General features: G+C 47.2%; 17 protein-coding genes. 6 read left to right on the plus strand and 11 right to left on the minus strand.

The window, feature by feature from the left end:
- The first annotated feature begins 83 nt into the window (after positions 1–83).
- A complete protein-coding gene (locus tag BLW31_RS09865; protein ID WP_010536332.1) occupies positions 84–2,558 on the plus strand; it encodes a glycoside hydrolase family 31 protein in 2,475 nt (824 codons plus the stop codon).
- 653 nt (positions 2,559–3,211) lie between these two features.
- On the opposite strand, the gene BLW31_RS09870 is transcribed toward BLW31_RS09865, so the two are convergent.
- The 7 genes from BLW31_RS09870 to folP form a co-directional block, all read right to left on the minus strand.
- Positions 3,212–5,680, minus strand: coding sequence for an alpha-L-arabinofuranosidase family protein (locus BLW31_RS09870; protein WP_010536331.1), 2,469 nt, complete (start codon positions 5,678–5,680; stop codon positions 3,212–3,214).
- Positions 5,681–5,824: 144 nt separating this feature from the next.
- The gene (locus tag BLW31_RS09875; RefSeq protein ID WP_029425244.1) at positions 5,825–6,796 is read right to left on the minus strand and encodes a glycoside hydrolase family 43 protein; all 972 of its coding nucleotides are present in this window, start codon (positions 6,794–6,796) and stop codon (positions 5,825–5,827) included.
- A 7-nt stretch (positions 6,797–6,803) separates the two neighbouring features.
- On the minus strand, positions 6,804–9,140 hold the full coding sequence (locus tag BLW31_RS09880) for a beta-galactosidase (RefSeq protein WP_010536329.1): 2,337 nt from the start codon (positions 9,138–9,140) through the stop codon (positions 6,804–6,806).
- A 243-nt stretch (positions 9,141–9,383) separates the two neighbouring features.
- Positions 9,384–10,703 (minus strand): TldD/PmbA family protein, encoded by a 1,320-nt coding sequence (locus tag BLW31_RS09885; RefSeq protein ID WP_010536328.1) that lies wholly within the window; start codon positions 10,701–10,703, stop codon positions 9,384–9,386.
- A 31-nt stretch (positions 10,704–10,734) separates the two neighbouring features.
- On the minus strand, positions 10,735–12,276 hold the full coding sequence (locus tag BLW31_RS09890; protein ID WP_010536327.1) for a TldD/PmbA family protein: 1,542 nt from the start codon (positions 12,274–12,276) through the stop codon (positions 10,735–10,737).
- A gap of 19 nt (positions 12,277–12,295) precedes the next feature.
- Positions 12,296–13,060, minus strand: a complete 765-nt coding sequence (cdaA, locus tag BLW31_RS09895) for a diadenylate cyclase CdaA (RefSeq protein WP_010536326.1) — start codon at positions 13,058–13,060, stop codon at positions 12,296–12,298.
- Between the two features lie 29 nt (positions 13,061–13,089).
- Positions 13,090–13,932, minus strand: a complete 843-nt coding sequence (folP, locus tag BLW31_RS09900; protein ID WP_010536325.1) for a dihydropteroate synthase — start codon at positions 13,930–13,932, stop codon at positions 13,090–13,092.
- Positions 13,933–14,049: 117 nt separating this feature from the next.
- Here folP and BLW31_RS09905 point away from each other — a divergent pair, with 117 nt between their 5' ends.
- Complete coding sequence (locus tag BLW31_RS09905) at positions 14,050–16,062, plus strand: tetratricopeptide repeat-containing sensor histidine kinase (RefSeq protein ID WP_010536324.1); 2,013 nt, start codon at positions 14,050–14,052, stop codon at positions 16,060–16,062.
- A gap of 77 nt (positions 16,063–16,139) precedes the next feature.
- Positions 16,140–17,438 (plus strand): UDP-N-acetylmuramoyl-tripeptide--D-alanyl-D-alanine ligase, encoded by a 1,299-nt coding sequence (locus BLW31_RS09910; RefSeq protein WP_010536323.1) that lies wholly within the window; start codon positions 16,140–16,142, stop codon positions 17,436–17,438.
- On the opposite strand, the gene BLW31_RS09915 is transcribed toward BLW31_RS09910, so the two are convergent.
- On the minus strand, positions 17,435–17,821 hold the full coding sequence (locus tag BLW31_RS09915) for a VanZ family protein (RefSeq protein ID WP_010536322.1): 387 nt from the start codon (positions 17,819–17,821) through the stop codon (positions 17,435–17,437). The two genes, BLW31_RS09910 and BLW31_RS09915, sit on opposite strands and share 4 nt — an antisense overlap.
- A gap of 103 nt (positions 17,822–17,924) precedes the next feature.
- Between BLW31_RS09915 and BLW31_RS09920 the strand changes: the two genes are divergently transcribed.
- Together BLW31_RS09920 and BLW31_RS09925 are read left to right on the plus strand one after the other, a co-directional pair.
- Positions 17,925–19,295 (plus strand): sodium-dependent transporter, encoded by a 1,371-nt coding sequence (locus BLW31_RS09920; protein ID WP_010536321.1) that lies wholly within the window; start codon positions 17,925–17,927, stop codon positions 19,293–19,295.
- Entirely contained in the window at positions 19,295–20,224 is a 930-nt protein-coding gene (locus BLW31_RS09925) for a ComEA family DNA-binding protein (protein ID WP_010536320.1), read from the plus strand. The genes BLW31_RS09920 and BLW31_RS09925 overlap by 1 nt, the downstream gene beginning before the upstream one ends.
- A 231-nt stretch (positions 20,225–20,455) precedes the next feature.
- Here the strand turns inward: BLW31_RS09925 and BLW31_RS09930 are convergent, their stop codons facing one another.
- From BLW31_RS09930 to BLW31_RS09940, 3 genes are read right to left on the minus strand one after another with little or no spacing between them, the layout of a single operon-like run.
- Positions 20,456–21,112: an ABC transporter ATP-binding protein gene (locus BLW31_RS09930; protein ID WP_010536319.1), complete on the minus strand. Its 657-nt coding sequence runs from the start codon at positions 21,110–21,112 to the stop codon at positions 20,456–20,458.
- A gap of 9 nt (positions 21,113–21,121) precedes the next feature.
- A complete protein-coding gene (locus BLW31_RS09935; protein ID WP_010536318.1) occupies positions 21,122–21,835 on the minus strand; it encodes a tRNA threonylcarbamoyladenosine dehydratase in 714 nt (237 codons plus the stop codon).
- Positions 21,835–23,970 (minus strand): cation:proton antiporter domain-containing protein, encoded by a 2,136-nt coding sequence (locus BLW31_RS09940; protein ID WP_010536317.1) that lies wholly within the window; start codon positions 23,968–23,970, stop codon positions 21,835–21,837. Before BLW31_RS09940 ends, BLW31_RS09935 begins: the two co-directional genes overlap by 1 nt.
- Positions 23,971–24,170: 200 nt before the next feature.
- Between BLW31_RS09940 and BLW31_RS09945 the strand changes: the two genes are divergently transcribed.
- Positions 24,171–25,178: an aspartate-semialdehyde dehydrogenase gene (locus tag BLW31_RS09945; protein WP_010536316.1), complete on the plus strand. Its 1,008-nt coding sequence runs from the start codon at positions 24,171–24,173 to the stop codon at positions 25,176–25,178.
- Positions 25,179–25,439: the final 261 nt, after the last annotated feature.

The following is a 25,439-nucleotide window of genomic DNA, read 5'->3' on the forward strand; positions in this document are numbered from 1 at the left end:
TGTTGTTTGTTTCAACCTGGCTATTGTCAGCGAGAAGCCCTTCCGCCCTACCTTTGCCGTATCATAAAGCACTTTTAAAAACCATGAAAATGAATCTTAGAAAAACAGGCATCCTGCTGGCATGGGCAACGATCATTGCCGCAAACGGTACGGCACAAAACGTACAACGCACCTCCCAAGGCATCAAGTATGCAGCACAAGGGATGGACGTCAGTATAGAATTCTATTCGCCTACTATCGTCCGGGTATATAAAACACTAAGCGAAACGGCTTCCGACAAGGAAAGCCTCGTCGTCACCAAAGCACCGGAACAGACCTCGGTTTCTTTCGGTGAAAAGGGGAAAAATGTGACATTGAGCAGCAATGCCATCCAAGTGGAAGTGAACCCCGCAACAGGTGGTATCCACTTCTTCGATACGGCAGGACAACGACTGCTGACAGACAAAGACTACGGAACGCAGTTTACTCCTTTCAACGATGCCGGCGTCCCGTCGTACAATGTCCGGCAGGCTTTCTTGCTGGATAAAGACGAAGTCATCTACGGTTTGGGGCAGCAGCAGACAGGGAAAGTGAACCAGCGTAATCAGAAACTCTTCCTCCGCAACCAGAACATGAGTATCTGCATTCCTTTCATTCACTCTATCAAAGGCTATGCCCTCTACTGGGACAATTACTCTCCCACCACCTTCCTCGACAACCCGCAAGAGACATCCTTCGACTCGGAAGTCGGTGACTGTGCCGACTACTACTTCATCTACGGCGGCAACGCCGACGGAGTCATAGCCGGAGTACGCGACCTGACAGGTCAAGCTCCTTTGTATCCTCTCTGGACTCTCGGATTCTGGCAATGTCGCGAACGCTACAAAAGTCCGGATGAACTATGCGAAGTCGTAGACAAATACCGTGAACTGAAAGTTCCTCTGGACGGAATTATCCAGGACTGGCAATACTGGGGTTGCAACGAAAACTGGAATTCCATGAAATTCCAGAATCCCCGCTACATCAACAAAATGGGTGATCCGGAATACATGAAGTTTCTCCCCAACGGAGAGGACAAGAATGCCAACTACGGAACTCCCCGCATTAAAAGCCCCAAAGAGATGATAGACTATGTACACAAGCAGAACGCACATATCATGATCTCAGTATGGGCCTCCTTCGGACCGTGGACGGAAATGTACCAGAAGATGGACAGTCTGAAAGCACTGCTCCACTTCGAGACGTGGCCGCCCAAAGCCGGAGTCAAACCTTACGACCCATATAATCCGGCAGCACGGGATATCTACTGGGCGGCGATGAAAAAGAACATCTTCGATCTGGGTATGGATGCATGGTGGCTCGACTCCACCGAACCGGACCATATGGATATCAAAGACCAGGACTTCAATACACAGACCTATCTGGGGTCTTTCCGCAGAGTACACAACGCCTTCCCCTTAATGTCCAACAAAGGGGTATACGAACACCAACGCGCCACCACTTCCGACAAGCGCGTATTCCTGCTCACCCGTTCTTCTTTCTTGGGACAGCAACGTTATGCTTCGCATTCATGGAGCGGTGACGTCGTTTCGACCTGGGACGTGATGCGCAAGCAGTTAGCTGCAGGACTGAACTATACATTATGCGGCATCCCCTACTGGAACACAGATTTAGGCGGCTTCTTCGCATGGAGATATAACAATAATGTCAACAACATCGCTTATCATGAATTGCACGTCCGCTGGTATCAGTGGGGAGTATTCCAGCCTATCATGCGTTCGCACAACTCCAGCCCGGTAGCCGTGGAGATATACCAGTTCGGCAAGAAGGGCGACTGGTCTTATGACGCACTGGAAAAATACACTCATTTACGTTACCGCCTGTTACCCTACATTTACAGCACTTCCTGGGAAGTGACCAGCAAGGCAGGCAGCATCATGCGCCCGCTTATGATGGATTTCCCGAAAGACAAAAAGGTGCTCGATATGGACACTGAGTATATGTTCGGACGTAATTTCCTGGTCCGCCCGGTAACAGATTCTCTGTATACTTGGCAAGACGAAAAACAGAACGGTCACCAGAAAGACATGAGCAGGATCGGAAAAACCGATGTTTACCTTCCCCAAGGTGCCCGCTGGTTCGACTTCTGGACCGGACAAACACTGGAAGGCGGACAGACACTCCAGCGTGAAGTACCGATTGACATTATGCCGATCTACGTTCGTGCCGGTTCTATCCTCCCCTGGGGGCCCGCCGTACAATACTCTACGGAAAAGAAATGGGATAATCTGACCATCCGTATTTATCCGGGAGCAGATGCTGAATTTACCCTTTACGAAGATGAGTTCGACAATTACAATTACGAAAAGGGCGCCTATTCCACCATCGCTCTGAAATGGAACGACCAAGACCGTACACTAACCATTGACGACCGGCAAGGCAGCTACAAGGGAATGCTGAAGAACCGTAAGTTCAACCTGATAGTAGTGGAACCGGGAAAAGGCTGTGGTGACGGTGACTCAGCTACATTCGACAAGTCCGTTTCTTACAGAGGAAAGAAGGTGGTTGCAAAGTTATAAATTGACAAGTAACAAATATTTAGGCACGGATTACACGGATTTCACGGTTTTAAGAGATTGGATAGACTATTAAAAACCGTGTTAATCCGTGTAATCCGTGCCTAAATAATGGCAAACTACATACTTCTCTCTTCAGAATAAAACACGTTTTCTTATTGTCACTTATCACTTTTAGGTATAAATCACTGATTACAACACATTTATCGGTGACAATAGCCGGTGATAATAGAGTGATAATACCGCATATCATCCTTCTTATTGTCACTTTCCAAGTGTTATACCATTCTCAGGCTATTAATACCTGAGATGTCACCCATTAACAATTGACCGGTTGATTAAAACCAATCATGCGGTTGATTGAAGCAAAGCGACAGGTGCTCCAGAAAGTTTCAAGCGCTTGAAACTTTAGTTTCTAAGGTATGAAACTATTGTTTCCAATGCTTGAAACTAGAGTTTCTCCTATTTGAAACTTTAGTTTCACCCGCCTGAAACTAATTTTGGAACTACGTGGTATGATTCTTCCTCCTACTTACCATGACCTCCTTCCCCCCTTAACAAAAAAGCTAGTCTGATTTCCTTCAATCGAATGAAAGAGAATCAGACTAGCCGTAACAAATAGACAAACCTCTATTGAAAACCTGTTTATTACCTTATCATTTAGCCTTTTGTGTCTTCAAGCGGATGACCGTGAACGAATAAGCCGGCAGTTGTTGCTTGAAGTTGGCCCCTGCCTCTATCGTATCTGTCACCGGAAGCGGAGTAGTCTCCGGTGCACCTGCCAATACAGTGCGCGTAGCGGAAGACTGGATACCGTCAATTCCCGGTAACTGAACCTCCGTCTCTATGCTGACCGGCAACATATTGACCAGCTTCACAATCACATCACCGGTCTTGCTGTCACGAACGATGGAAGACCCAACGCGAAGTTTCACACGGCTGTCCTGATTGTCCAGACTGATTTGTGAAGGAATATAATGATCGCCTGCATGCTGACCGTACAGTTTCTGCACATAGTATCCTGTTGTCGGTTTCACTTCCCGGTTGTTGAAGTAAATCAGGTCCGGATTCCACTGCGTACGTCTTTCTTTTGCCAGCAAGGGAGCATAGGAAGTCATGTGTACCACATCCCCGTTGCGTTCCAGCGCTGTCAGATAGAGTGCTTCGGTCAGAGCTGTCTCCATATTCGCCTTGCGTCCGGGAATATGGGTGGCATATTCACCCAGATATACTTTCGTCTTTTTGGAACGATCGTACTTGTCGTAGAAGTCCTGATTGTGAAGGAACCATCCCGGAGACTGATAATAATGTTCGTCCACCATCGGGATACCGAGCTTGTCCGCCAGTTTCCAGCCTTCCACATAGTCCGTACCTTCGTTGAAAGGACCTACCGTGCCGACAACGATGATCTCCGGATACTTCTCTTTGATGGCATTAAAGATCATCGTGAAACGTTCCTCAAAAATGTCGGTGATCAGGTCTTCATTACCGATACCGATATATTTCAGATTAAAAGGTTTCGGGTGTCCGGATTCGGCACGTATTTTACCCCATTTTGTTTTCTTCGCATCTCCGTTCGCCCATTCTATCAGGTCGAGGATATCCTGAATGTAAGCATCCATTTCGCTCATCGGGATACCGCCTTGCTGACCGCCTCTCAAATCACCATGACAGGCGGAGTTCTGACAAGGAACACCTGCTGCGAGCACCGGAAGCGGTTCTGCGCCTATATCTTCACAGAACTGGAAGTATTCATAGTAACCCAGCCCCATGCTTTGATGATATCCCCAAAGGTTACGGGCAGATTTGCGGGCTTCCAACGGCCCGATGGTATTTTTCCACTGATAAATGTTCTTCAAGCCGTCTCCATGTGCCACACAGCCACCGGGGAAACGGACAAAGCGCGGGTGCATATCGGCAAGTGTCTGTGCAAGGTCGGCACGCAAACCGTTCTTTCTGCCTTTGAAAGTGTTCTGCGGAAACAGGGAAATCATATCCAGCTCCACCGTACCGGCTGATTGCGGCTGGAGTTCCAGATGGGTGTCAGCCGATGCCTTCGCTGTCAATACCGCCTGATAAGTTTTCCACGAACGGGAAGAGACAGTAACTGTCGTTTCGCCCTGCACAGTGCCGTCGGCATCCACAAGGCGTACCAGTATCTTATTGGTTTTACTGCCTTCGGGGATGCGACCGAACAATGAAAGATGATACTTCTCACCGGCTTTAAGGGCGATTCCATCGAAACCGGTATTGGTCAGTGCGGCTCCCGGGCGGTCGACATTCAGGACTGCATAGTGCGAGTTGTTCGGATGGACAGGGTCGGAGGTTTCTATCGCAAAGGTAGCTTTCTCCCCTTTCAGGCTCCAAGAGTGGGTACTGTTCCAGTTCTTATCTCCTTCCCGGTCGGACGGGGTGTATTCGAAGTCCCGGTTCTGAATCAGTTCGGCATACAGGCCGCCATCGGCGGAGTAGTTGATGTCCTCAAAAAAGATACCCATCAGTAAGTCACTGATCTCTTTGGTTTCTTCCGGTTGTGCTGTGACGGTAGCCTTCACCGGTTTCAAGCCGGCAAAACGTTCTTTGTCCTGCACAGGTCGTTCGCCATACAGGGAGTTACGGTATTGATTGCGCTCGTAAGTTTTCGTCAGTTCGTCCACTACCGACCAGGCTACCCGGTTGACAGTTCCCGTTTCTTCCTGTCCGGCAATCTTTGCTTTGACTCTGGTTCCTTCAAAATCGGATGTAGTACGGGGATATTGCTGGGCTTCCCAATAGATCAGGTCTTTTGATTTAGCCTGACCGTATCCGTCGTGGTCATTCAACTTCCAGATACAGAGCCATTCTCCGCCGGGAAGTTGTTTCAAATTCGGGTCGAGCATCTTTTTCTGCGATCCCCAACGACCATAGTCACAACGAATATAACCGTGTCCCGGCCCGATCTCAAACCAATGCTTCCCGTCCATGCTCCAGGCAAAGCGGAGTCCGCTTCGTCCGTCGTCCCCCCGGGTGGCGTAAGCAAAGAGGGATACCGAATCGGGGGTACTGGTGGTCTCATGAGTTGCGGCACACAGGGGCTGCTGCAACGATACTAATAATACACTAAATAGCAGAAGTAAATGTTTCATGGTATAATTTATAATATAAGATCATTATAACGGCAAAGATAAGATCTTTCCGGCTTGTCCGGCAACTACAATCTCTGCAAAAAAAGAGCGCATATTCACTAAAAAGGTGGAACAGGAGTTTTTTCATGGTATTTATTTGCAAGGTTACATCTTATCGGGTTTGCCGTATGCTTTGAACAGGCGTTTCAGTTCCTTGTCGGTAATCGGCATTACGGTGCCGTGACGCGGATGGAAGTCCATGCTGATCGCATGGTCAATCACTTTAAAGTGGTCCAGATCCGTACTTTCCGTAAACTGATACTTGCCTTTCATATATACATCGTACATCAAGATATACTTGTCCGTACCTATCAACGGGAAAATGCCGGAGCCTTCTACCGCCTCCTTCGTCTGTTGCTTGTAATCTTCCGATTCTTTCCATTGTCCGGAGGTCAGAGAAGCAGTCGTAGCTTTCTTGATACCGTTGCCGTGTCCTTCCGTTTTATAGAACAGATGGTAAAGTCCGTCTTTGTAGATGATGTCTCCGTCAATGCAGGACTTTTTATTCTCCGGAATAAACAAGGGCTTCGGTTCCCCCTCTATATCAGTGAAGTCTTTGTTGGCATATGCGTAGTAGATGATGTCCGGCCCATTACCGTGCTGCATCGACCAGTATACCATGTATTTCTTCGCCTCCCGGTCATAGACGGTTTGCGGTGCCCATACCCGTTTCAGGTCTTCCTGATCCGGATATTTCTTCTGGATATTCACGACATTGGAAGTCCAGTTGATCAGGTCCTTCGATTTCAGCAGAATCATGGCACGGTTGGAACTCCATCCGTTGGCAGAAACCATATCGGTACCGACCATATAGAATGTTTTTCCATCTTCACAACGAAGGATATGCGGGTCGCGTACTCCTCCCGTAGAACTGATCTCGCGGGAGTCGATGACCGGCTGGTTTCTGTTGAGCGCATAGTAATTGTATCCATCGGGGCTGACAGCCATACGAATGGCTTCCTCACTCATCCTGTTTCCGGTAAAATAGACAAACAGATAGGCAGATTGCCGGCTGTATCCTGTCAGCACTCCTGTAAAGAGGAGTGCCAGAAGGAAAATATACTTTTTCATATTCATTTGAGGGTTAATACTTAAAATCAGACGGTTTGACATACACGCGGTATTCACGGATCATGCCCGGGTAGTTCTTTTCGGCACGGGGCAGATAGCGGAAGCCCGTCACTGTTTCCACCTTGCTCAGGTCGATTACCAGCTGATGAGGATAAGCGACATTGTCTACAGTCATCCAGAAGGTAGATTCCTGCAAGTCGAATATCTTGTCTGCCGTCCGGTTGCCGCTGCGTGTTTCTTCGCTATCGGCATAACGGATTTTCCAATGTTCACGGGATACAGGTTTGCCGTCGGCACCCAGCACATCAAATTCTGCAATGGCGGCGATATTGTTATTAGCCTGTGGAGAGAGTGCTTCCAGGCAGAAGAAACGTCCTTTTACCGGAGCCGCGAAACGTACTTCCTGCCAGCCGTTACCCGGAGTGAAGGCTCCTTCGTGCGCCACTTTCTCTCCTGTCAGTTTCAGCTTTTCTCCATCCTTGCGGTGGGTTTCCGGTGCTTTCTCACGGAGTACGTCGAGGATGGGTTTCTTCAATCCTTTCATCGAGGCTTTGGCAGGTCCCTTCAAATCGAGAACGAGGATTTCATTCTCGCCTTCTTTCAGCCAGCAGCCCGGTATGAAAAGTGTCTGTTGAGGGCCGATTTCCCAGAAACGCCCCATCGCATGACCGTTCACCCATACCATCCCTTTGCCCCATGTACTCATGTCGAGGAAGGTGTCACCTACCTTGTCGAGTTTGAAAGATGACTGATAGTAAGCGGGCATAGTCGGTAATATCTTCGTATCCTTGTATTTCTTATTCTTGATAAATGAGTAGTCTACCGGGAAGTTATAGACAGTCCAGTTTTTCAGTTCTTTCGTCCGGTCGCCTGAAAGGAGTTCTACCTTCTCCGTGATTCCCTTCCGGTCGTGAATGGACTTGTCAAAGTTTACACGTCCCATTGCCTCCACCAGAATATCCAGTTGCGTACCTTTCTTCAAGGCCGGTAAGGTAGTGGTAAACTCTCCCTTGCGGCGGTCGAGACGTGCCAATAGTTTGCCGTCAGCAAAGATTTGCGCCCAGTCGTGCACTTCCGTGATTTTTAATGTAGTGCCTGAGCTCACGGCTTCGGGCAATGTAGTACGATACAGGATCGTTCCCCAGCCCTGGTTGAATTGCTCCATCGGCTGGATATCCACTGACTGTCTGGCAGCCGGTAAATTAGAGAAAAACGGAGCTACTTTGGTAAAATGAAATTCAGGAATCTCAATAACAGGCAGTGCATCAGGTACTTCCGGCAATGCTTCACCAGCCGGAAGATAAGTTTTCAGCAGATCGCGGAGGAGGAAATACTTCTCCGTCGTCCATCCGGCTTCGCTAATCGGAGCATCGTAGTCGTAAGAACTGCACATAGCGGAATAAGCAGGATTGTTGGCACCGCCCCAATGTCCGAAGGTCGTTCCTCCGTGAGTCATGTACAGGCTGAAAGAAATGTTACGGTCGAGCATCTCCTTGATACCCTGTACCATATCTTTGGCAGGGCGGGTTTCATGCTTCCGTCCCCAGTGGTCGAACCATCCGCTCCAGAATTCGCTGCACATCAGCGGAGTTTCCGGACGTAGTTCTTTTAATTTCTTGAATTGCTGGTCTATATTGGCGCCTGTTCCGAAGTTGATGGTCCAGATCAGGTCATCGAGCGCATTCCTGGTAAAGTTACTGCTCCAGTCGCATTGGAAGAGAGGCACGTCGGTGAATCCGGATTCACGCACCAGATCGCGTACGGCTGAAACATAAGGCTTGTCAGTGCCATAAGAACCGTATTCGTTTTCTACCTGTACCATGATAATATTTCCGCCTTTGTTCACCTGTAGCGGTGCCAGTTGCTTGCCGACTTCTTTCATGAAGATGCCCACACGCTCCATGTAGTAAGGATCGAGCGTACGAAGTGCCACATCTTTCTTTTTCAGCAGCCACCAAGGCAGTCCGCCCATTTCCCATTCCGCACACACATACGGACCGGGGCGGACGATGACATACATACCGTGTTTCTGTGCGGCACGACAGAAGGCTGCGATATCATTCTGACCTGTAAAGTCAAACTTTCCTTCTTCCTGTTCGTGTATATTCCAGAAGATGTAGATGCAGATAGTATTCATCCCCAACGCCTTGCACATCTCGATGCGATGATCCCAATAGGCTTGCGGAATACGGGTATAGTGCAACTCGGCAGCTTTCACTACAAACGGTTTCCCGTCCAGCAGGAATGTGTTCTTGCCTGCCTCAAATTTACGGGCAGTAGTCTGTGCCTCTGCACTACTGAAAAAGATGACTGTAAAAAGTACCAGTAAAGCAATTAATTTGTTTTTCATGTCCACTCCAAATATAGTATTTTAATAGTATACGGCAAAGATAGGGCATCCACCTAAATCGGCAGGGATAATTATCATTCAAAAAAGGTTAGAAATAAAGCAAAATACCGCGAAATGGAATGTTTCAACCAGATTAATGTACTAAATTACATGAGGGGTAGTAAAAAGTAATGGTCAAAAGATGATGGTCATAAAATGACCATCATCTTTTGACCATTATCCAAGTCTATCGATACCCGACGTCTACAATCCGCTAAAATCAACCCCTTCAAATACCAGCGAAGGGATACGCCAGGAGGAGTTCAGGCGCGGGTCGTTTCCTGTTGCAACCAGTGAGTTCCACAAAGTGATCAGGTTACCGGTAACATTCATTTCGGATACCGGTTGTGTCAGCTTGCCGTTCTCAATCAGGAAGCCTTCGATACCATAAGAGAAATCTCCGGTCGAACTGTTGTTGTTGCCACCATTAAAGCCCGTCACGAGAATCCCTTTATCCACTCCGGCAATCAGTCCTTCGAGATTCTTACCTCCCGTTTCCATCACCAGAATGGAAGAACCGCTGATAGTCGGATCAACTCCCATCTTCTTAGCATTGTAGGTATCAATGAAATAAGTATTCAGCACCCCCTTATCGAAGATGGAACGACGTTCCGTAGCAATCCCTTCATTGTCGAAATAGCGGGCACCGGAGGCTTTTACCAGATGAGGTTCGTCCGTCAGTGTCAACCGGTCGCCGGCTATCTTTTCATTCAGTTTGTTCAGTAAAAAAGAGTTCTTCTGTTGCAAAGCCGAACCGTTCAGCGCACTCATCACCGGACTCAGCAAACGGCTGGAGTTCATCGGATCGACCACCATCGTATATTTGCCGGACTGTACCTTCTTCTGTCCCAGTTTGCGCAACACACGTTCCAGCGCTTTCTGTCCGATTCCTTTCTTGATCAGATCGTTCATATAAAGCGACGACTCATACCAGTAAGCAGAAGGACGTGCCTCTCCTTCCCCCTTAATCGTAATATCGGCAGAAAGTGAATACCACGTGCTTTTCGTCTCTCCTTCGAAGCCATTGCTAATCAGACGATAAGCAAAATTCTCGCCATCACTGTAGGAGGAACCGACAGAGATAATCCGTTCATCCTTACCCAAGGCTTCTTCCGCTACGGCTTTTGCCATGGCTACCTTATCATCCGGGTCGAATGATGCAAATTTGGCATCATACAGTTTCAGATCCGGCTGCCCTCCTTTATAGTAACGGGAAGGGTCTGCCAATACACGTGCTTCGTCTTTAGCCAGATAGCGTGTAGAGTCTATTCCGTTTTTGATAAATGTTTCCAGTTCTTTCCGGTTCAGGCGGTTGGTAGAGATACTGCCGTAACGCCCGTCTACATACAGGGAAAGGCTTAGCCCGCCTTCCGATGCCTGCTGCAATCTGTCCATCTTCGCATCGCGCAGCTCAAAAGAAGTGTTCGAAGAGGAATATAAAAGGACTTTTGCTGCCTGGCAGCCATTCTTCAGGGCATAGTCCATTGCCCATTGTGCCAGTTTTTTATTTTCGTCTGTAATCATAGGTTCGTCTTTTTAAAGTAAACATTTACTTTTAGTTCTCTCCGCCGACAGTCAGTTTGCTAACCAAAGCTGAAGGCATACCGCAAGTTACCGGACAGGATTGTCCGTCTTTGCCGCAAGTCCATGTACCATTATCGATCTTTGCGTTGGTCGCTACCATCGTGATGTCCGCCAAAGCTTTCGGACCATTACCGATGATATTAATGTCCTTGATCGGTTGTGTCAGCTTGCCATCTTCAATCATGTAGCCCGACTTCACAAAGAATGTAAAGTCTCCGGCACCGATCTGTACCTGACCGTTCGTAAAGTTATCTACAAAGATTCCTTTCTTTACAGAAGATATAATATCCGATTCATTCACATTTCCGGCCTCCATATATGTGGCACGCATACGGGGGATCGGCATATTGCGGAACGACTCACGGCGTCCGTTGCCGGTCGGTTCCACTCCGTAATGCTTCGCGCTGATACGGTCGTGGAGATAGCTGGTCAGCACTCCGTCTTTAATCAGATAGGTTTTCTGTCCTTCCGCACCTTCATCGTCGAAGTTCACCGACCCCCGATTGAACGGAATAGTACCGTCATCTACCACGTTGATATGTTCGCTGCAGACTTTCTTGTTCAGCTGGTCGGCAAATATGGAAACGTTCTTCCGGTTGAAATCCGCTTCAAAAGTATGTCCGATAGCCTCGTGAAGCAGGATACCCGATCCTCCGGCACCCATAACTACAGGCATTTCACCTCCTTTAGGTTTGATGGCCTTGAACAGAAGAGAGGTCTGGTCTACCGCTTCGCGGGCGATAACGTCCACCACTTCGTCCGACAGGAAATCGAACCCTCTGCGGTAGGCACGGGCAGCATAGCCGTTCTCCGTCCTTCCGTTTTCTTCCATGATGCACACTGCCCCCAGCGTCACCATCGGACGATAATCGTAGAACATCACGCCTTCCGAATTGCAGAAGAAGATATGCGAGGTGGTGTCGCTTTGGCTTGCCTGCACTTTATGTACCCGCTTGTCCAAAGCAAATATCTGGTCATTCAGTTTTTGCAGATAAGGCATCTTATCCTTCAGACTCACTTCCTCCCAAGGGGAAGCTACGGTATAATAGTTCTTTTTCAGTACCTTTTCGGTGAGATTCAGAGGTTTATTGCCTTTGTTGGCAGAAGCAATGCGGGCGGCTGTGCGGGCAGCTTTCAGCATATCCTCCAATGTAATATTCTCCACGTAGGCATAGCCGCTCTGGTCTCCAATCAGCACACGGACTCCGACTCCATAGTCTATATTCGAATAACTGTTGTTCACCGCTCCATCCATCAGGCGGATACTGTTTGTAATGGTGTGTTCAAAGAAAAGATCGGCGTAGTCGCCTCCTTTCTCCAATGCTGCAGCGAGCACTTTTTTCAAGTCTGCCTCACTCACTCCGAAATGATTCATAGCCAAAGCAACTGTTGCCTTCTTGTCAGCTCCTTCGCCGCCCAATGCACCTGGGGTGGCCAGAGCCATAGCAGAACCTGTCGTCAATGAGCCGAGTAAAGCTATCCCTCCGGTTTTTAGAAAATTTCGTCTGTCCATGTTCACTTATATTTTAGTTTCAGTTATCTTTTGTCAGCAGACTTTCCAGTTCTTCGGCATTCAGACGAAGGTAGAATTGTCCGCGATAAGCCACAGAAATAGATCCGGTCTCTTCGGAGACGATGATGGCATGCGCATCCGACTTTTGCGAGATACCCATAGCCGCACGGTGACGCAAGCCCAGTTCCTTCGGAATATTCAGGTCGTGCGATACGGGAAGGATACAACCCGCCGCTTTGATCCGCTTTTTGCTGATGACCATTGCCCCGTCATGCAGAGGACTGTTCTTGAAAAATATATTCTCAATCAGACGCTGACTGATAGTCGCATCTATTATTTCCCCCGTCCGGACCACTTCGTCCAAAGGAGTGGTATGCTCGATCACGATCAATGCACCTACTTTCTGCTTTCCCATACTCAGGCAGGCCATTACCACCGGCATGATATCGTCATGTTTCAAAGCTTCTTTCTTCGATCCGCTGAAAAAGTGCGCCAGCGCACTGACATGCCGATGAGACCCCAATGTCAACAGGAAACGGCGAATCTCATCCTGAAAAAGAACAATCAAAGCAATCACCCCCACATTCATCAAGGTATCGAATATGGAACCCAGCAGTTTCATTTCCAGGATCTGCGTAACGACCAGCCAGATCAGGATAAACACCAGAATGCCGGTAAAAACCTTGATAGAGCCGGATGCCTTCATCAGCTTGTAAGTGTAATACAACAGCAGGGCAACCAGCAGTACATCGATAAAATCTTTTATGCCAACGTCAAAAAACACGGTATTCGTTCTAATTATAAGTTAGTAATTTATCTTAGTTTCTCCACAATCCGGACAGCTTCCACCGCTTCGCGCACATCATGCACCCGAAGAATGTTCGCTCCTTTCATCAAAGCCACTGTATCCAGTACGGTAGTTCCATTCAAAGCATCTTGCGGAGTTCCTCCCAATAGTTTATAAATCATTGATTTCCGGGAAACACCGACTAACAGCGGAAGTTCGAAAATGCTGAATTCTTCCAGATGGGCCATCAGTTCATAATTATGTTCCAATGTCTTTCCAAAGCCAAATCCCGGATCGAGTATAATGTCCTTCATGCCCAAGTCACGAAGCTGCTGCACTTTGCGTGCGAAGTATATGAAAACTTCTTTGATCAGATTGTCATAATGAGGTTCTTTCTGCATGTTTTGGGGAGTTCCCTGCATATGCATCATGATATAAGGCACTCCCAGTCGGGCAACCGTTTCAAACATCCGGTCGTCCATTTCACCGGCAGCGATATCATTCACAATAGCTACGCCATAGTCCTTCACACACTGCTCGGCTACATCCGCCCGGAACGTATCTACCGAAACAATCGCGTCCGGATGGTTACGGTTCACAATTTCCAGTCCGGTGCGTAAGCGGTTCATTTCTTCCCCGGCAGTGATATGTTCGGCATTCGGACGCGAAGAATAAGCTCCGATATCAATGATAGAAGCACCTTCATCGATAATCTGCCGTGCCCGCACCGCAATTTCCTCCTGCGTCTGCATCCGGCTACCGGAATAAAAAGAATCAGGCGTCACGTTGAGAATACCCATCACTTGCGGAGTGGTCAGATCGAGCAGGCGCCCTTTCACATTTATATAAGTTGGAGAGATCAATTTCATTCTTGATTATATTCCAGTTAGACTGTTGCAAATGTAGATAAAAAATGCAAGTATTCGTATTAAAATTAGGAAATAAACGTATATTTGCAATCAATAGAATGACCGAAAACGAGTGCCATGAGCCAATTGTACCGAATTATCTTAGGATGTATTTTCTCCCTTTTGTTCATCGTTATTCCTGCAAAAGCCCAGAAAGAGGCTGAAGTTTATAACGTGGATTCTTCCCTGTATGCTTACTATCAGCGCTGCCAGGAAAATCTGCTGGAGCCTGTCGTACTCAGCATGTCTGATACGCTGTTCCACATGGCCGCAGAGCAAAACGACCAGCGGATGCAAGCAGTGGCTCTCTCTACCCGGTTAGACTATTATTATTACCAGGGAAACAATGAAGACAGCGTGGTTTTTCATACCAGTAAGGTAAAACAATTCGCAAAGGAAACCCTGCAACCCAAGTACTATTACTTCGCTTGGGCAAATCGGCTGATCCTGTATTACCTGAAAACAGGGAGAAGCAACATCGCCCTCTACGAAGCCGAGAAAATGCTGAAAGAGGCGCAGGAAGAAGACAACAAGACCGGACTTCTGTACTGCTACAACATCATGTCGCAGATTTACACGATCAAGAACTTTGATGTCATGGCCTCCGAATGGCGCCAAAAAGAAATCGAACTGACCGAGAAATACAAATTAGAAAACTATAACATCAGTAATACATATGCCCAACTTGCCAGTTACTATACTACGCATCACCAGCCGGAGCTGGCAGTAAAAGCTCTGGAAAAAGCGGTAAGAACAGCTAATTCTGCCAGCCACAAGATACTGGCAAAGCTGGCATACGTGGATTATTACAGTGAATCCGGTGACTTTCCGGCAGCCGAGAAGATGCTGAAGGAATGCAGGGAGCTGTTTGACCAGGACAAAAGGCTCGACTCGCTCAAAAAAAGGTTTTACCGCACGGAATCTTTCTACTATCAGCGTAGCAAACAGTTCGTGAAAGCACTGGAAGCTACCGAGAAACAGGAAGCGGAAGAGCAACGGCTGAATGAATATGCCATGAACGGCGAACAATACCGTATCAAAGGAGAAATCTACAAGCAGATGGGCAGACCGGAGGAAGCGATTAAGTTCCTGCAAAAATACATAAGAGTGGACGATTCTTTAAAAATTGCCAACGAGCGACTCGCCAGCAGTGAATTTGCCACCCTGCTGAATGTGGAAAAGCTCAATGCGGAGAAAAAAGAATTAATGCTCCAGGCGAAAGAAAAAGAGTTGAGCAATAAAACGACGCTGATTATTTCATTGATTATCCTGTTAGGTATCCTTTTCCTGTTCTTATATCGGGAAGGCCGCCTGAACCGGAAACTGAAAACTTCGGAAAGTGAACTAAAGATTAAGAATGAGGAACTGACTCATTCGAGAGAGGAGTTGCGCAAAGCCAGAGACCTGGCAGAAGCGAACAGCCAGATGAAAACAACTTTTATTCAGAGTATGTCTCATGAAATACGGACACCGCTCAATTCGATCATAGGTTTCTCGCAAGTATTAAGTGATCACTATGGCAATGAGGAAACGAAAGAATTCGTCAACATCATCAAAGCCAACACCGACGACCTGCTCCGGCTGGTTACCGATGTGCTGACTCTGTCAGAACTCGACCAATACGACAAACTCCCTACGGACATCCGGACGGATATTAATATAGTCTGCCAGATGTCCATCGAAGCTGCCGGCGTGCAGGAACGGGATACCGTAGCGTTTCATTTCAGGCCGGAAAGGGAGAATCTGATTATACTCAGCAATCCGGAGCGCATATCACAGTTACTGACCAATTTGATACATAACGCGATAAAGTTCACGGATCATGGCAGCATCGAATTAGCTTATTCGGTGTTGGAAGCAGAAAAGAAACTTGAAATCAGCATTACCGACACAGGTATAGGGATACCGAAGGAGAAACAGGAAGCGGTATTCGAGCGCTTCTTCAAGATGAACTCCTTCTCACAGGGTACGGGCCTCGGACTGTCGATCTGCCGGACGATTGCCGAGAAGTCAGGAGGAAGCCTCCGGATCGACCCTTTCTATACGGACGGCTGTCGGATGGTGCTGACTCTTCCCCTGATATATGCCTGAGTAAAAAACGACTCCAACCGATACCAAATCCGAAAGAATAGCCTATCTTTGCAGCGTTTAAAATAAAAGCCCAGGCTATGAATCTTTCTGCTCTTTACCAGATTTTTCTGGATTGCCAATTGGTGACTACCGATAGCCGGAACTGTCCGGAAGAGTCACTGTTTATCGCTTTGAAAGGCGAGTCTTTCAATGGAAATGCATTTGCCGGAAAAGCATTGGAAACCGGTTGCGCTTATGCCATCATCGACGAACCCGAATATGCGGTCGAAGGAGACCAACGATATATACTTGTAGACGACTGTCTGCAAACACTGCAACAGCTTGCCAATTACCACCGCTGTCAACTGGGTACCCAGGTCATTGGCATCACCGGAACCAACGGTAAAACAACTACGAAGGAACTGATTTCCGCCGTACTCTCGCAAAGCCACAACATTCTTTATACATTAGGGAATCTGAACAATCACATCGGTGTACCCTCCACCCTGCTCCGCCTGAAAGCGGAACACGACCTTGCCGTCATCGAAATGGGTGCCAACCATCCGGGAGAAATCAAGTTTCTCAGTGAAATCGTAGAACCGGACTGTGGTATCATTACCAATGTAGGCAAAGCTCATCTGGAAGGTTTCGGTTCTTTCGAAGGAGTGATAAAGACCAAAGGAGAACTTTATGACTTTCTCCGTAAGAAAGAAGGTTCCACCGTCTTTATCCATCATGACAACGCCTATCTGATGAATATAGCCGGGGGACTGAATCTGATTCCTTACGGCACGGAGGATGACCTTTACGTGAACGGACGAATCACCGGCAATTCCCCTTATCTCACTTTCGAATGGAAAGCCGGCAAAGCCGGTGAAACCTATCAGGTACAGACGCAACTGATCGGAGAATACAACTTCCCGAACGCGCTGGCCGCCATCACCATCGGTCTCTTCTTTGGAGTGGAAGCCGCAAAAATCAATGAAGCCTTAGCCGGATATACACCGCAAAACAATCGCTCTCAACTAAAGAAAACGAATGATAATACGCTGATTATCGACGCGTACAACGCCAATCCGACCAGCATGATGGCTGCTTTGCAGAACTTCCGCAACATGGAGGTACCTCACAAGATGCTTCTTTTGGGAGATATGCGTGAACTGGGCGCCGAAAGCGCTGCCGAACATCAAAAGATAGCAGACTACATCAAAGAATGTGATTTTGAAGAAGTATGGCTAGTGGGAGAACAGTTTGCAGCAGCAGAACATTCCTTCAAGACCTACCCGAACGTACAGGAAGTAATAAAGGAACTGGAAACCAACAAGCCTAAAGGCTATACCATCCTCATCAAAGGTTCTAACGGCATCAAGCTTAGCTCGACAGTAGACCATTTTTAGTTCTTCATTCTCGGTCGAACGACATAATAGGCGATCAGACTCGCCAATGTCGCTCCCGTTGAGTTGGCGGCAAAGTCCAGCCAGTCTCCTCCCCGGTAAGTCGTGCAATATTCTTGCAGCAACTCCACACAGCCGCTAAAAAGTATGGGACAGAGGAATGCTCCTACCCATGCGTGCCATAATGGTGCATTATCGCGGTGATGCGCCCGCAGAAACTCCAGCCACAACATTCCGGACATACCGAAATACATGCAGATGTGAACTAATTTATCCAGGTTCGGTATTTCACTCAAGTCCGTTTTAGGAGGTTTGAAGAAAGACAGATAAATCACAGTCAAGATTATAAAAAGCGAAATAGGATATTTCTTAATATAAGATAGCATATCTAAATAAAATTACAATTTCGGTACAAATATAACTATCATTTTCTATATTTGCATTTTAATACGTACATTTTATAACGATTTGTAAGACAAAACAAGATTTATGACAAAAAATGATAGAGCGAACTTCGGGAGTAAAATAGGCGTAATACTTGCTTCCGCTGGCTCAGCAGTAGGGTTGGGAAACATCTGGAGATTTCCCTATGAGACGGGTAATCACGGTGGCGCAGCCTTTATACTGATCTATTTAGGATGCGTTTTTCTTTTGGGACTTCCCATTTTAATTGCCGAATTCCTGATCGGGCGCCGTTCGAGGGCAAATACGGCGGGAGCCTATCAGAAATTAGCTCCCGGCACTCATTGGCGCTGGGTAGGACGCATGGGTGTTCTCGCCGCTTTCCTTATTCTCAGTTATTACTCCGTAGTGGCAGGATGGACGTTGGAGTATGTGTTTGAAGCTCTTACAAACGGCTTTTCAGGCAAGACTCCTACAGAATTCATCTCTTCTTTCCAACAGTTTTCCAGCAATCCGTGGCGACCGGTTTTGTGGCTGGTTATATTTTTGACGGTTACTCATTTTATTATTGTCAAAGGAGTCGAGAAAGGGATTGAGAAATCTTCCAAGATTATGATGCCTACCCTGTTCATTATCATATTGATACTTGTGATCTGTTCGGTTACCCTGCCCGGAGCAGGTGCCGGTATCGAGTTTCTGTTGAAACCGGATTTCAGCAAAGTAGACGGAAATGTATTTCTGAGTGCGATGGGACAGGCTTTCTTCTCCCTAAGTCTGGGAATGGGATGTCTCTGCACCTATGCTTCTTATTTCAGTAAGGAAACCAACCTGACCAAGACCGCATTCAGTGTAGGAATTATAGATACGATCGTAGCAGTATTGGCCGGATTCATTATTTTCCCGGCTGCATTCTCCGTAGGAATACAACCGGATGCGGGTCCGAGCCTCATCTTTATCACACTGCCTAATGTATTTCAACAAGCGTTTAGCGGAGTGCCGATACTGGCTTATATCTTCTCGGTGATGTTCTACGTATTGCTTGCAATGGCAGCACTGACTTCTACTATCTCCCTGCACGAAGTAGTCACTGCTTATCTGCACGAAGAGTTCAACTTCACACGCGGCAAGGCGGCCAGACTGGTGACCGGAGGATGTATCTTCTTAGGTATCCTCTGTTCATTGTCGCTGGGAGTCATGAAAGGATTCACGGTTTTCGGATTAGGCATCTTTGACTTGTTCGACTTTGTCACAGCGAAGATCATGCTGACACTCGGAGGTCTGTGTATCTCCATCTTTACCGGATGGTATCTCGACAAGAAAATCGTCTGGGCGGAGATCACCAATGACGGTTCGCTGAAAGTTCCTGTGTATAAACTGATCATCTTTATATTAAGATACATTGCACCGATTGCCATCTCCCTGATCTTTATCAATGAGTTAGGGCTTATCAAACTATAATGTGGAAAGACTTTTTTTACTTCACTAAAACCGAACGACAAGGCATTATCGTCCTTGTCGTTCTTGTTATAGGGGCATATGCTATCCCCCGACTCTTGCAGGCTTTCTCTCAACCGGAGAAAACCAATCCGGCTGAACAGGTAAAAGCCGAAAAGGAATATAGTGATTTTATCTCTTCCGTGAAGAAACTAAAGCCAGACAAGAAATATCCTGATTATACAAACAACCGTTCATCAGCAATCCATCCGAAAAAAGAAATCAGGCTTGCCACATTCGATCCGAATATGGCTGACTCCACCACTTTCCTCAGTCTCGGTTTACCTTCCTGGATGGCAAGCAACATTCTGCGATACCGCAACAGGCAAGGCAGGTTCCGGCGCCCGGAAGACTTTCGGAAGATATACGGGCTGACAGAGGAACAATACCGCACTCTTCTCCCCTATATCCGCATTGCCGAAGAGCCGATTTCCCCAGATACCAGCCGGCTACTAGTAGTACAAGCAACAGCACAACATGATACTTTAATGAAGTACCATCCGGGGATTATCATCGACCTGAATCAAGCGGATACCACCGAACTGAAAAAGATTCCGGGTATCGGAAGCCGGATTGCGCAGTCGATAGTGAACCGTCGCAGATTATTAGGAGGGTTCTATCAGATAGAGCAGTTGGAAGAAATTCGCCTGAAAGTGGAAAAGCTCCGGTCGTGGTTCTCTGTGGATGCCACACAGATTCACCGGATCAACATCAACAAGGCAAGTGTCGAACGAATGATGCACCATCCGTACATCAACTTCTATCAAGCCAAAGTGATTGCGGAATACCGGAAGAAAAAAGGGAAATTAAGAGATTTGAAGCAACTGGCACTTTACGAGGAATTCACTTCGGCTGATTTCGAACGAATCATGCCTTATATTTGTTATGACTGATATGCACCCACGTTATTTACGGTTGGCAGAAACACATTTGTTGTGATATATAAAAAAAGATGCATTCCTATCACACCAGACAAGAATGCATCACACACAAACAAAACAAACACTCTACTGACATCTTCACAGACTTACGTAGAGAAGCGACTATAAATATATAGCTAAAAGATTGAACTCACACAACCTTCTAGTGATTTGGTATCCATTTTTAGAAATTTGGTTCCCTTATTAATCTTTTTTAATTGTGCCATCCACCATATGTACCGTTCTATCGGTGATTTTAGCCAATCCCTCATCATGAGTGACTATCACGAAAGTCTGTCCCAGACGGTCCCTCAGGTCGAAGAACAATTGGTGTAAATCTTCTTTATTGTGTGTATCCAGGCTTCCGGAAGGTTCGTCCGCAAGGATGACAGCGGGGTGATTGATCAACGCACGGGCTACGGCAACCCGTTGCTTCTCTCCCCCCGACAGTTCGTTCGGCTTATGAGACGCACGCTCGGTGAGTCCCATGAAAGCCAGTATTTCCATAGCACGGTCGGTAGCTTCCTTAGACGATACTCCGGCAATAAATGCAGGGATCATCACGTTCTCCAATGCGGTAAACTCCGGCAGAAGCTGATGAAACTGAAACACAAAGCCGATATTCTTATTGCGGAAGGCCGAAAGTTCTTTCTCCTTCATCCGGCTGACGACAGTTCCGTCAATCGCTACCGTACCCGCATCCGGCTCGTCGAGCGTTCCCATAATCTGCAACAGGGTGGTTTTTCCGGCACCGCTGGGACCGACAATACTGACGATCTCTCCTTTATTTATTTCCAGATCAATGCCTTTCAGCACCTGCAAAGAGCCAAAACTCTTGGTTATTCCTTCTAATTTGATCATAATAGCTTCTTAGATTCGTTTAATGACATATTCCGCCAGATAGCAGCCGAAAACCGCCGGCATATAGCTGACCGTTCCACAGGTAGATTTCTTATTCCGTTCGTCGTCGGTGAGCAATACCGCTTTCGGGTCCGCCTGCTCGGTACTGAATACGACAGGCAGTTTACGCTTTACCCCCATCTTCTGCAAACGCTTCCGCACTGCTTTGCTGAGCCCGCAATGATAGGTATCCCAAAGATCAGCAAAACGTATCTGCGTTATATCGCTCTTCGCACCGGCTCCCATACTGGAAACAATCTTTATATGACGCTTCATCGCCTCATAAATCAGAAAACATTTAGGACTGATCGTGTCGATGGCATCCACTATAAAATCGAATCTGGCAGAGTCCAGCAATTCGGGAATATTCTCGTCTTTCAGGTAAACGGGTAAGACGGTGAGTTCAATATCCGGATTGATATCCTTATATCGTGCCGCCAGCACTTCCGCCTTCGGCATCCCCAGAGTAGAGTGCATGGCAGGAAGCTGGCGATTCATATTGGTAGGCTGCACGGTATCGGCGTCTACAATCGTCATCCGCCCGACCCCTGCCCGGCAAAGCATTTCGGCAGCATACGCCCCTACGCCTCCCAGACCGACGACCAGTACATGCGAAGCCCGGATACGCTTCATTTTATCTTCTCCCAGCAGGAGTTCCGTCCGTTGTTGCCAGTTCTCTTCCATCAGCTTTTCTTAAACCATTTATAAAACCATTTGCCCACCTTTTCATAATGCTGCGATTCGTTGTAGCCACGCGGGTCGGAGAAAGATACAATTTCCTGCGGATCACCGAACTGGTCGGGATACAGGATAATCAGACTGTTGTTCGAGAAGTATTTGCTCAACTGTGCCGGCAGACGTTCGAAAGAAGGATCATACGAGATAGAACCCCGGCGGGCCGAGATAACGACGAATAAATGATCGTAGTTCACCTGTCCGGTCAACAGCAAAAGATCGCCCCACTCTTCGAGCATGGAAAACTCGGTCGGAGTGCCGCTGAATTTCTTCTTTACCAGTTGTTGCAGGCGCATCAGTGTACGTTCGTTGGCGAAGAAATGTACGCGACAGCCAAGAATACTTCCCATCCGGCAGAAATGCTCTACCCATTTGGAGAAGCCTGTTTCAAATTCGGCTTTAGGCGGAACAGCGATGATAATACGGCGGAGCGTATTGACCGGCATCAGGAATTTGGCTATCATCACTTCGCGGTGAGTACCTTTCAGCAGACTTTCGGCAAGGTTTCCGAAAAAAGAATCGACAATATTGGCCTTGCGGTGCAGACCGATCACTACATCCGTAGCTTCATATTCCTTGATGGTATGTATAATTCCCGAAGCAATGTTCAAATCATAACGGCTCACCATCGTCACCGGGACATCGGCGGCAGCGGCAATCATCGCCGCTTTTTCCAGATTCCGCTTGCCTTGCAGTTCTTTATTCTCCGAGCTGTTATTGTCATTAATCACATTCAGGGCAATCATGCCATTCTTCTGCTTGGTATCTTTGATGACTAGCGCAAGATTGACAAGGTTCTCAATCGTTTCCGGATTGGCTACCGGAATCAAAATCTGTTCCATCGTTTTCTTCACGCCCTTATCTTCCGGCTGCGTATCTTCATTCAGTGCAAAACGACGGGCGGAGCGTTCCGTTACCAGCGAACTGATCACACAGGTGAAAAGAATCATCACGACCGTACCGTTCAGCACATCATCATTGAGCAGCCGCTCGCCGTTCTCCATGATGATTTCGTGTCCGATCAGCACCGCTGCCAGTGTGGCTGCCGCCTGCGCATTACTCAATCCGAAGATCATGCTGCGTTCATTGGACTGCATACGGTAAATCTTCTGCGTGAGCCATGCTGCCAGCCATTTGCTGAAAGTAGCTACCACCGTCATGACTATCGCCACTTTCAGCGCTTCGCCACCTGTAAACAGACTGCGGACATCAATAATCATGCCGACACCGATCAGGAAATAAGGAATGAACAGGGCATTTCCTACAAATTCCAGCCGGTTCATCAATGGAGAAACATGAGGAATCAAACGGTTCAAGACCAAGCCTGCCAGGAAAGCTCCCAAAATACCTTCCATCCCAACAAACTCCATCAGTCCGCCGCCGAGGAAGACCATAGCCAGCACGAACACGAACTGCATCACACTGTCGTCATACTTCCGGAAAAACCAACGTCCGATACGGGGGAAGAAAAAGATGATGAGAAAACCCAGAAAGGCTACTTTCGCCACAAGGAATACCCAGAACAGACCGTCGACAGTGCCTTTGAACATTCCGCCTATGACAGCAAGGATGATCAGGGCAAGAGTGACCGTAATCGCCGTACCGCCAATCGTAATATTGACACTGCGCAAACGGGACAACCCGTAACGGCTGATAATAGGATAAGCAATCAAGGTATGGGAAGCATACATACTGGCAAGCAATACGGCAGTAAGAAAACCATACCCCAGCATGCTCATACTGCTCCATATACCCAACGCCATAGGAATCAGGAAGGTAAGCAAGCCGAAGACAACACTTTTCATCCGGTTTTTCTTGAAGTCTTCCATGTCCATTTCAAGTCCGGCAAGGAACATGATATAGTAAAGTCCGACTTTACCGAACAATTCGAAACTGCTGTCACGATCGAGCACATGGAATCCGTGTTCGCCGATCAGCACACCCGCCAGAATCATACCGATAATATGAGGTATATGAAGGCGCCCCAGAATCATCGGAGCAAACAGAATTATAATTAGTACCAAAAAAAACACCCACGTCGGATCAGTTATTGGTAACGCTAAATTGAATTCAAACAGGTTCATAGGTCCGTGGTTTTAGGATTTCAATGCAAAGGAACAAAAAAGTTCGCATACCTCCAATTCATAGGTAGATAGATTGAAATAATAATTCTTCGACAAAAATGCGGTTTATATGGCAAAATGTTATAATTTTGCAGCCAAATCTATCCTATTCGTCAGAACTGGAAGATAAATACAGTATTCACATTTAACAAAAGAAAAAGATGAAAGTAGCTATTGTTGGCGTAAGCGGAGCCGTAGGACAGGAATTCCTGCGCGTGCTCGATGAGAGAAACTTCCCGATGGACGAGTTAGTTTTGTTCGGTTCTAAACGTAGTGCCGGAACAACTTATACTTTCCGCGGTAAACAGATCGAGGTCAAACTCTTACAACACAACGATGACTTTAAAGGAGTAGACATTGCTTTCACTTCTGCCGGTGCAGGAACATCCAAGGAGTTCGAGAAAACAATCACCAAGTATGGTGCTGTGATGATCGACAACTCCAGCGCTTTCCGTATGGACGCTGATGTACCTCTGGTAGTGCCCGAAGTAAATGCCGCAGACGCGTTGGAGCGTCCGCGTGGCGTCATTGCCAATCCTAACTGTACAACTATCCAGATGGTAGTTGCACTGAAAGCCATCGAACAGCTTTCTCATATAAAAACCGTGCATGTTTCTACTTATCAGGCTGCCAGCGGTGCCGGTGCTGCCGCTATGGACGAGCTGTACGAACAATACCGTCAGGTATTGGCCAACGAGCCTGTGACTGTAGAGAAGTTTGCTTATCAGCTGGCATTCAACCTGATTCCGCAAATCGACGTGTTTACAGAAAACGGTTATACCAAAGAAGAAATGAAAATGTATAACGAAACACGCAAAATCATGCACTCTGACGTGAAAGTCAGCGCAACTTGTGTACGTGTTCCTGCATTACGTGCTCACTCTGAAAGCATTTGGGTGGAAACAGAACGTCCGATCTCTGTGGAAGAAGCCCGCGAAGCATTTGCCAAAGGCGAAGGACTGGTGCTTCAGGACAACCCGGCAGAAAAGGATTATCCGATGCCGTTGTTCCTTGCAGGCAAAGATCCTGTCTACGTAGGACGTATCCGTAAAGACCTGACCAACGATAACGGACTGACATTCTGGATTGTAGGTGACCAGATCAAGAAAGGTGCCGCGCTGAATGCCGTGCAGATCGCTGAATACCTGATCAAGGTAAAGAACGTATAAGATATATAGATAAGACCAGAATAAAGGTCGGCTTGCACTGTGACGATTGTCGCGTAGCAAGCCGGCCTTCTTTGTTTGCTTTGAAGCTACACACACTTTCTTTCCACATCTTCCAGTATCATCAGGCTATTCCCTATTCCCCTGTAGTTCCAAATTCAGTTCCAACCGTTGAAACAGCGTGTTTCATGCCTTGGAACAAAGTATTTCAAGCAATGAAACAAACTGTTTCAAGTAATGAAACAAAGTGTTTCAAGCGGTGGA

The organism is Bacteroides faecis MAJ27 (assembly GCF_900106755.1).
Classification (GTDB): domain Bacteria; phylum Bacteroidota; class Bacteroidia; order Bacteroidales; family Bacteroidaceae; genus Bacteroides; species Bacteroides faecis.

What these genes read in the sequence shown, in the direction of transcription:
- BLW31_RS09870 (WP_010536331.1), bottom strand. Translation starts at nt 5,680, where the DNA reads ATGAAACATTTACTTCTGCTATTTAGTGTATTATTAGTATCGTTGCAG.
- BLW31_RS09940 (WP_010536317.1), bottom strand. Translation starts at nt 23,970, where the DNA reads ATGAACCTGTTTGAATTCAATTTAGCGTTACCAATAACTGATCCGACG.
- BLW31_RS09925 (WP_010536320.1), top strand. Translation starts at nt 19,295, where the DNA reads ATGTGGAAAGACTTTTTTTACTTCACTAAAACCGAACGACAAGGCATT.
- BLW31_RS09915 (WP_010536322.1), bottom strand. Translation starts at nt 17,821, where the DNA reads ATGCTATCTTATATTAAGAAATATCCTATTTCGCTTTTTATAATCTTG.
- BLW31_RS09905 (WP_010536324.1), top strand. Translation starts at nt 14,050, where the DNA reads ATGAGCCAATTGTACCGAATTATCTTAGGATGTATTTTCTCCCTTTTG.
- folP (WP_010536325.1), bottom strand. Translation starts at nt 13,932, where the DNA reads ATGAAATTGATCTCTCCAACTTATATAAATGTGAAAGGGCGCCTGCTC.
- BLW31_RS09875 (WP_029425244.1), bottom strand. Translation starts at nt 6,796, where the DNA reads ATGAATATGAAAAAGTATATTTTCCTTCTGGCACTCCTCTTTACAGGA.
- BLW31_RS09885 (WP_010536328.1), bottom strand. Translation starts at nt 10,703, where the DNA reads ATGATTACAGACGAAAATAAAAAACTGGCACAATGGGCAATGGACTAT.
- BLW31_RS09945 (WP_010536316.1), top strand. Translation starts at nt 24,171, where the DNA reads ATGAAAGTAGCTATTGTTGGCGTAAGCGGAGCCGTAGGACAGGAATTC.
- BLW31_RS09920 (WP_010536321.1), top strand. Translation starts at nt 17,925, where the DNA reads ATGACAAAAAATGATAGAGCGAACTTCGGGAGTAAAATAGGCGTAATA.
- BLW31_RS09935 (WP_010536318.1), bottom strand. Translation starts at nt 21,835, where the DNA reads ATGGAAGAGAACTGGCAACAACGGACGGAACTCCTGCTGGGAGAAGAT.
- BLW31_RS09880 (WP_010536329.1), bottom strand. Translation starts at nt 9,140, where the DNA reads ATGAAAAACAAATTAATTGCTTTACTGGTACTTTTTACAGTCATCTTT.
- BLW31_RS09890 (WP_010536327.1), bottom strand. Translation starts at nt 12,276, where the DNA reads ATGGACAGACGAAATTTTCTAAAAACCGGAGGGATAGCTTTACTCGGC.
- BLW31_RS09930 (WP_010536319.1), bottom strand. Translation starts at nt 21,112, where the DNA reads ATGATCAAATTAGAAGGAATAACCAAGAGTTTTGGCTCTTTGCAGGTG.
- BLW31_RS09865 (WP_010536332.1), top strand. Translation starts at nt 84, where the DNA reads ATGAAAATGAATCTTAGAAAAACAGGCATCCTGCTGGCATGGGCAACG.
- BLW31_RS09910 (WP_010536323.1), top strand. Translation starts at nt 16,140, where the DNA reads ATGAATCTTTCTGCTCTTTACCAGATTTTTCTGGATTGCCAATTGGTG.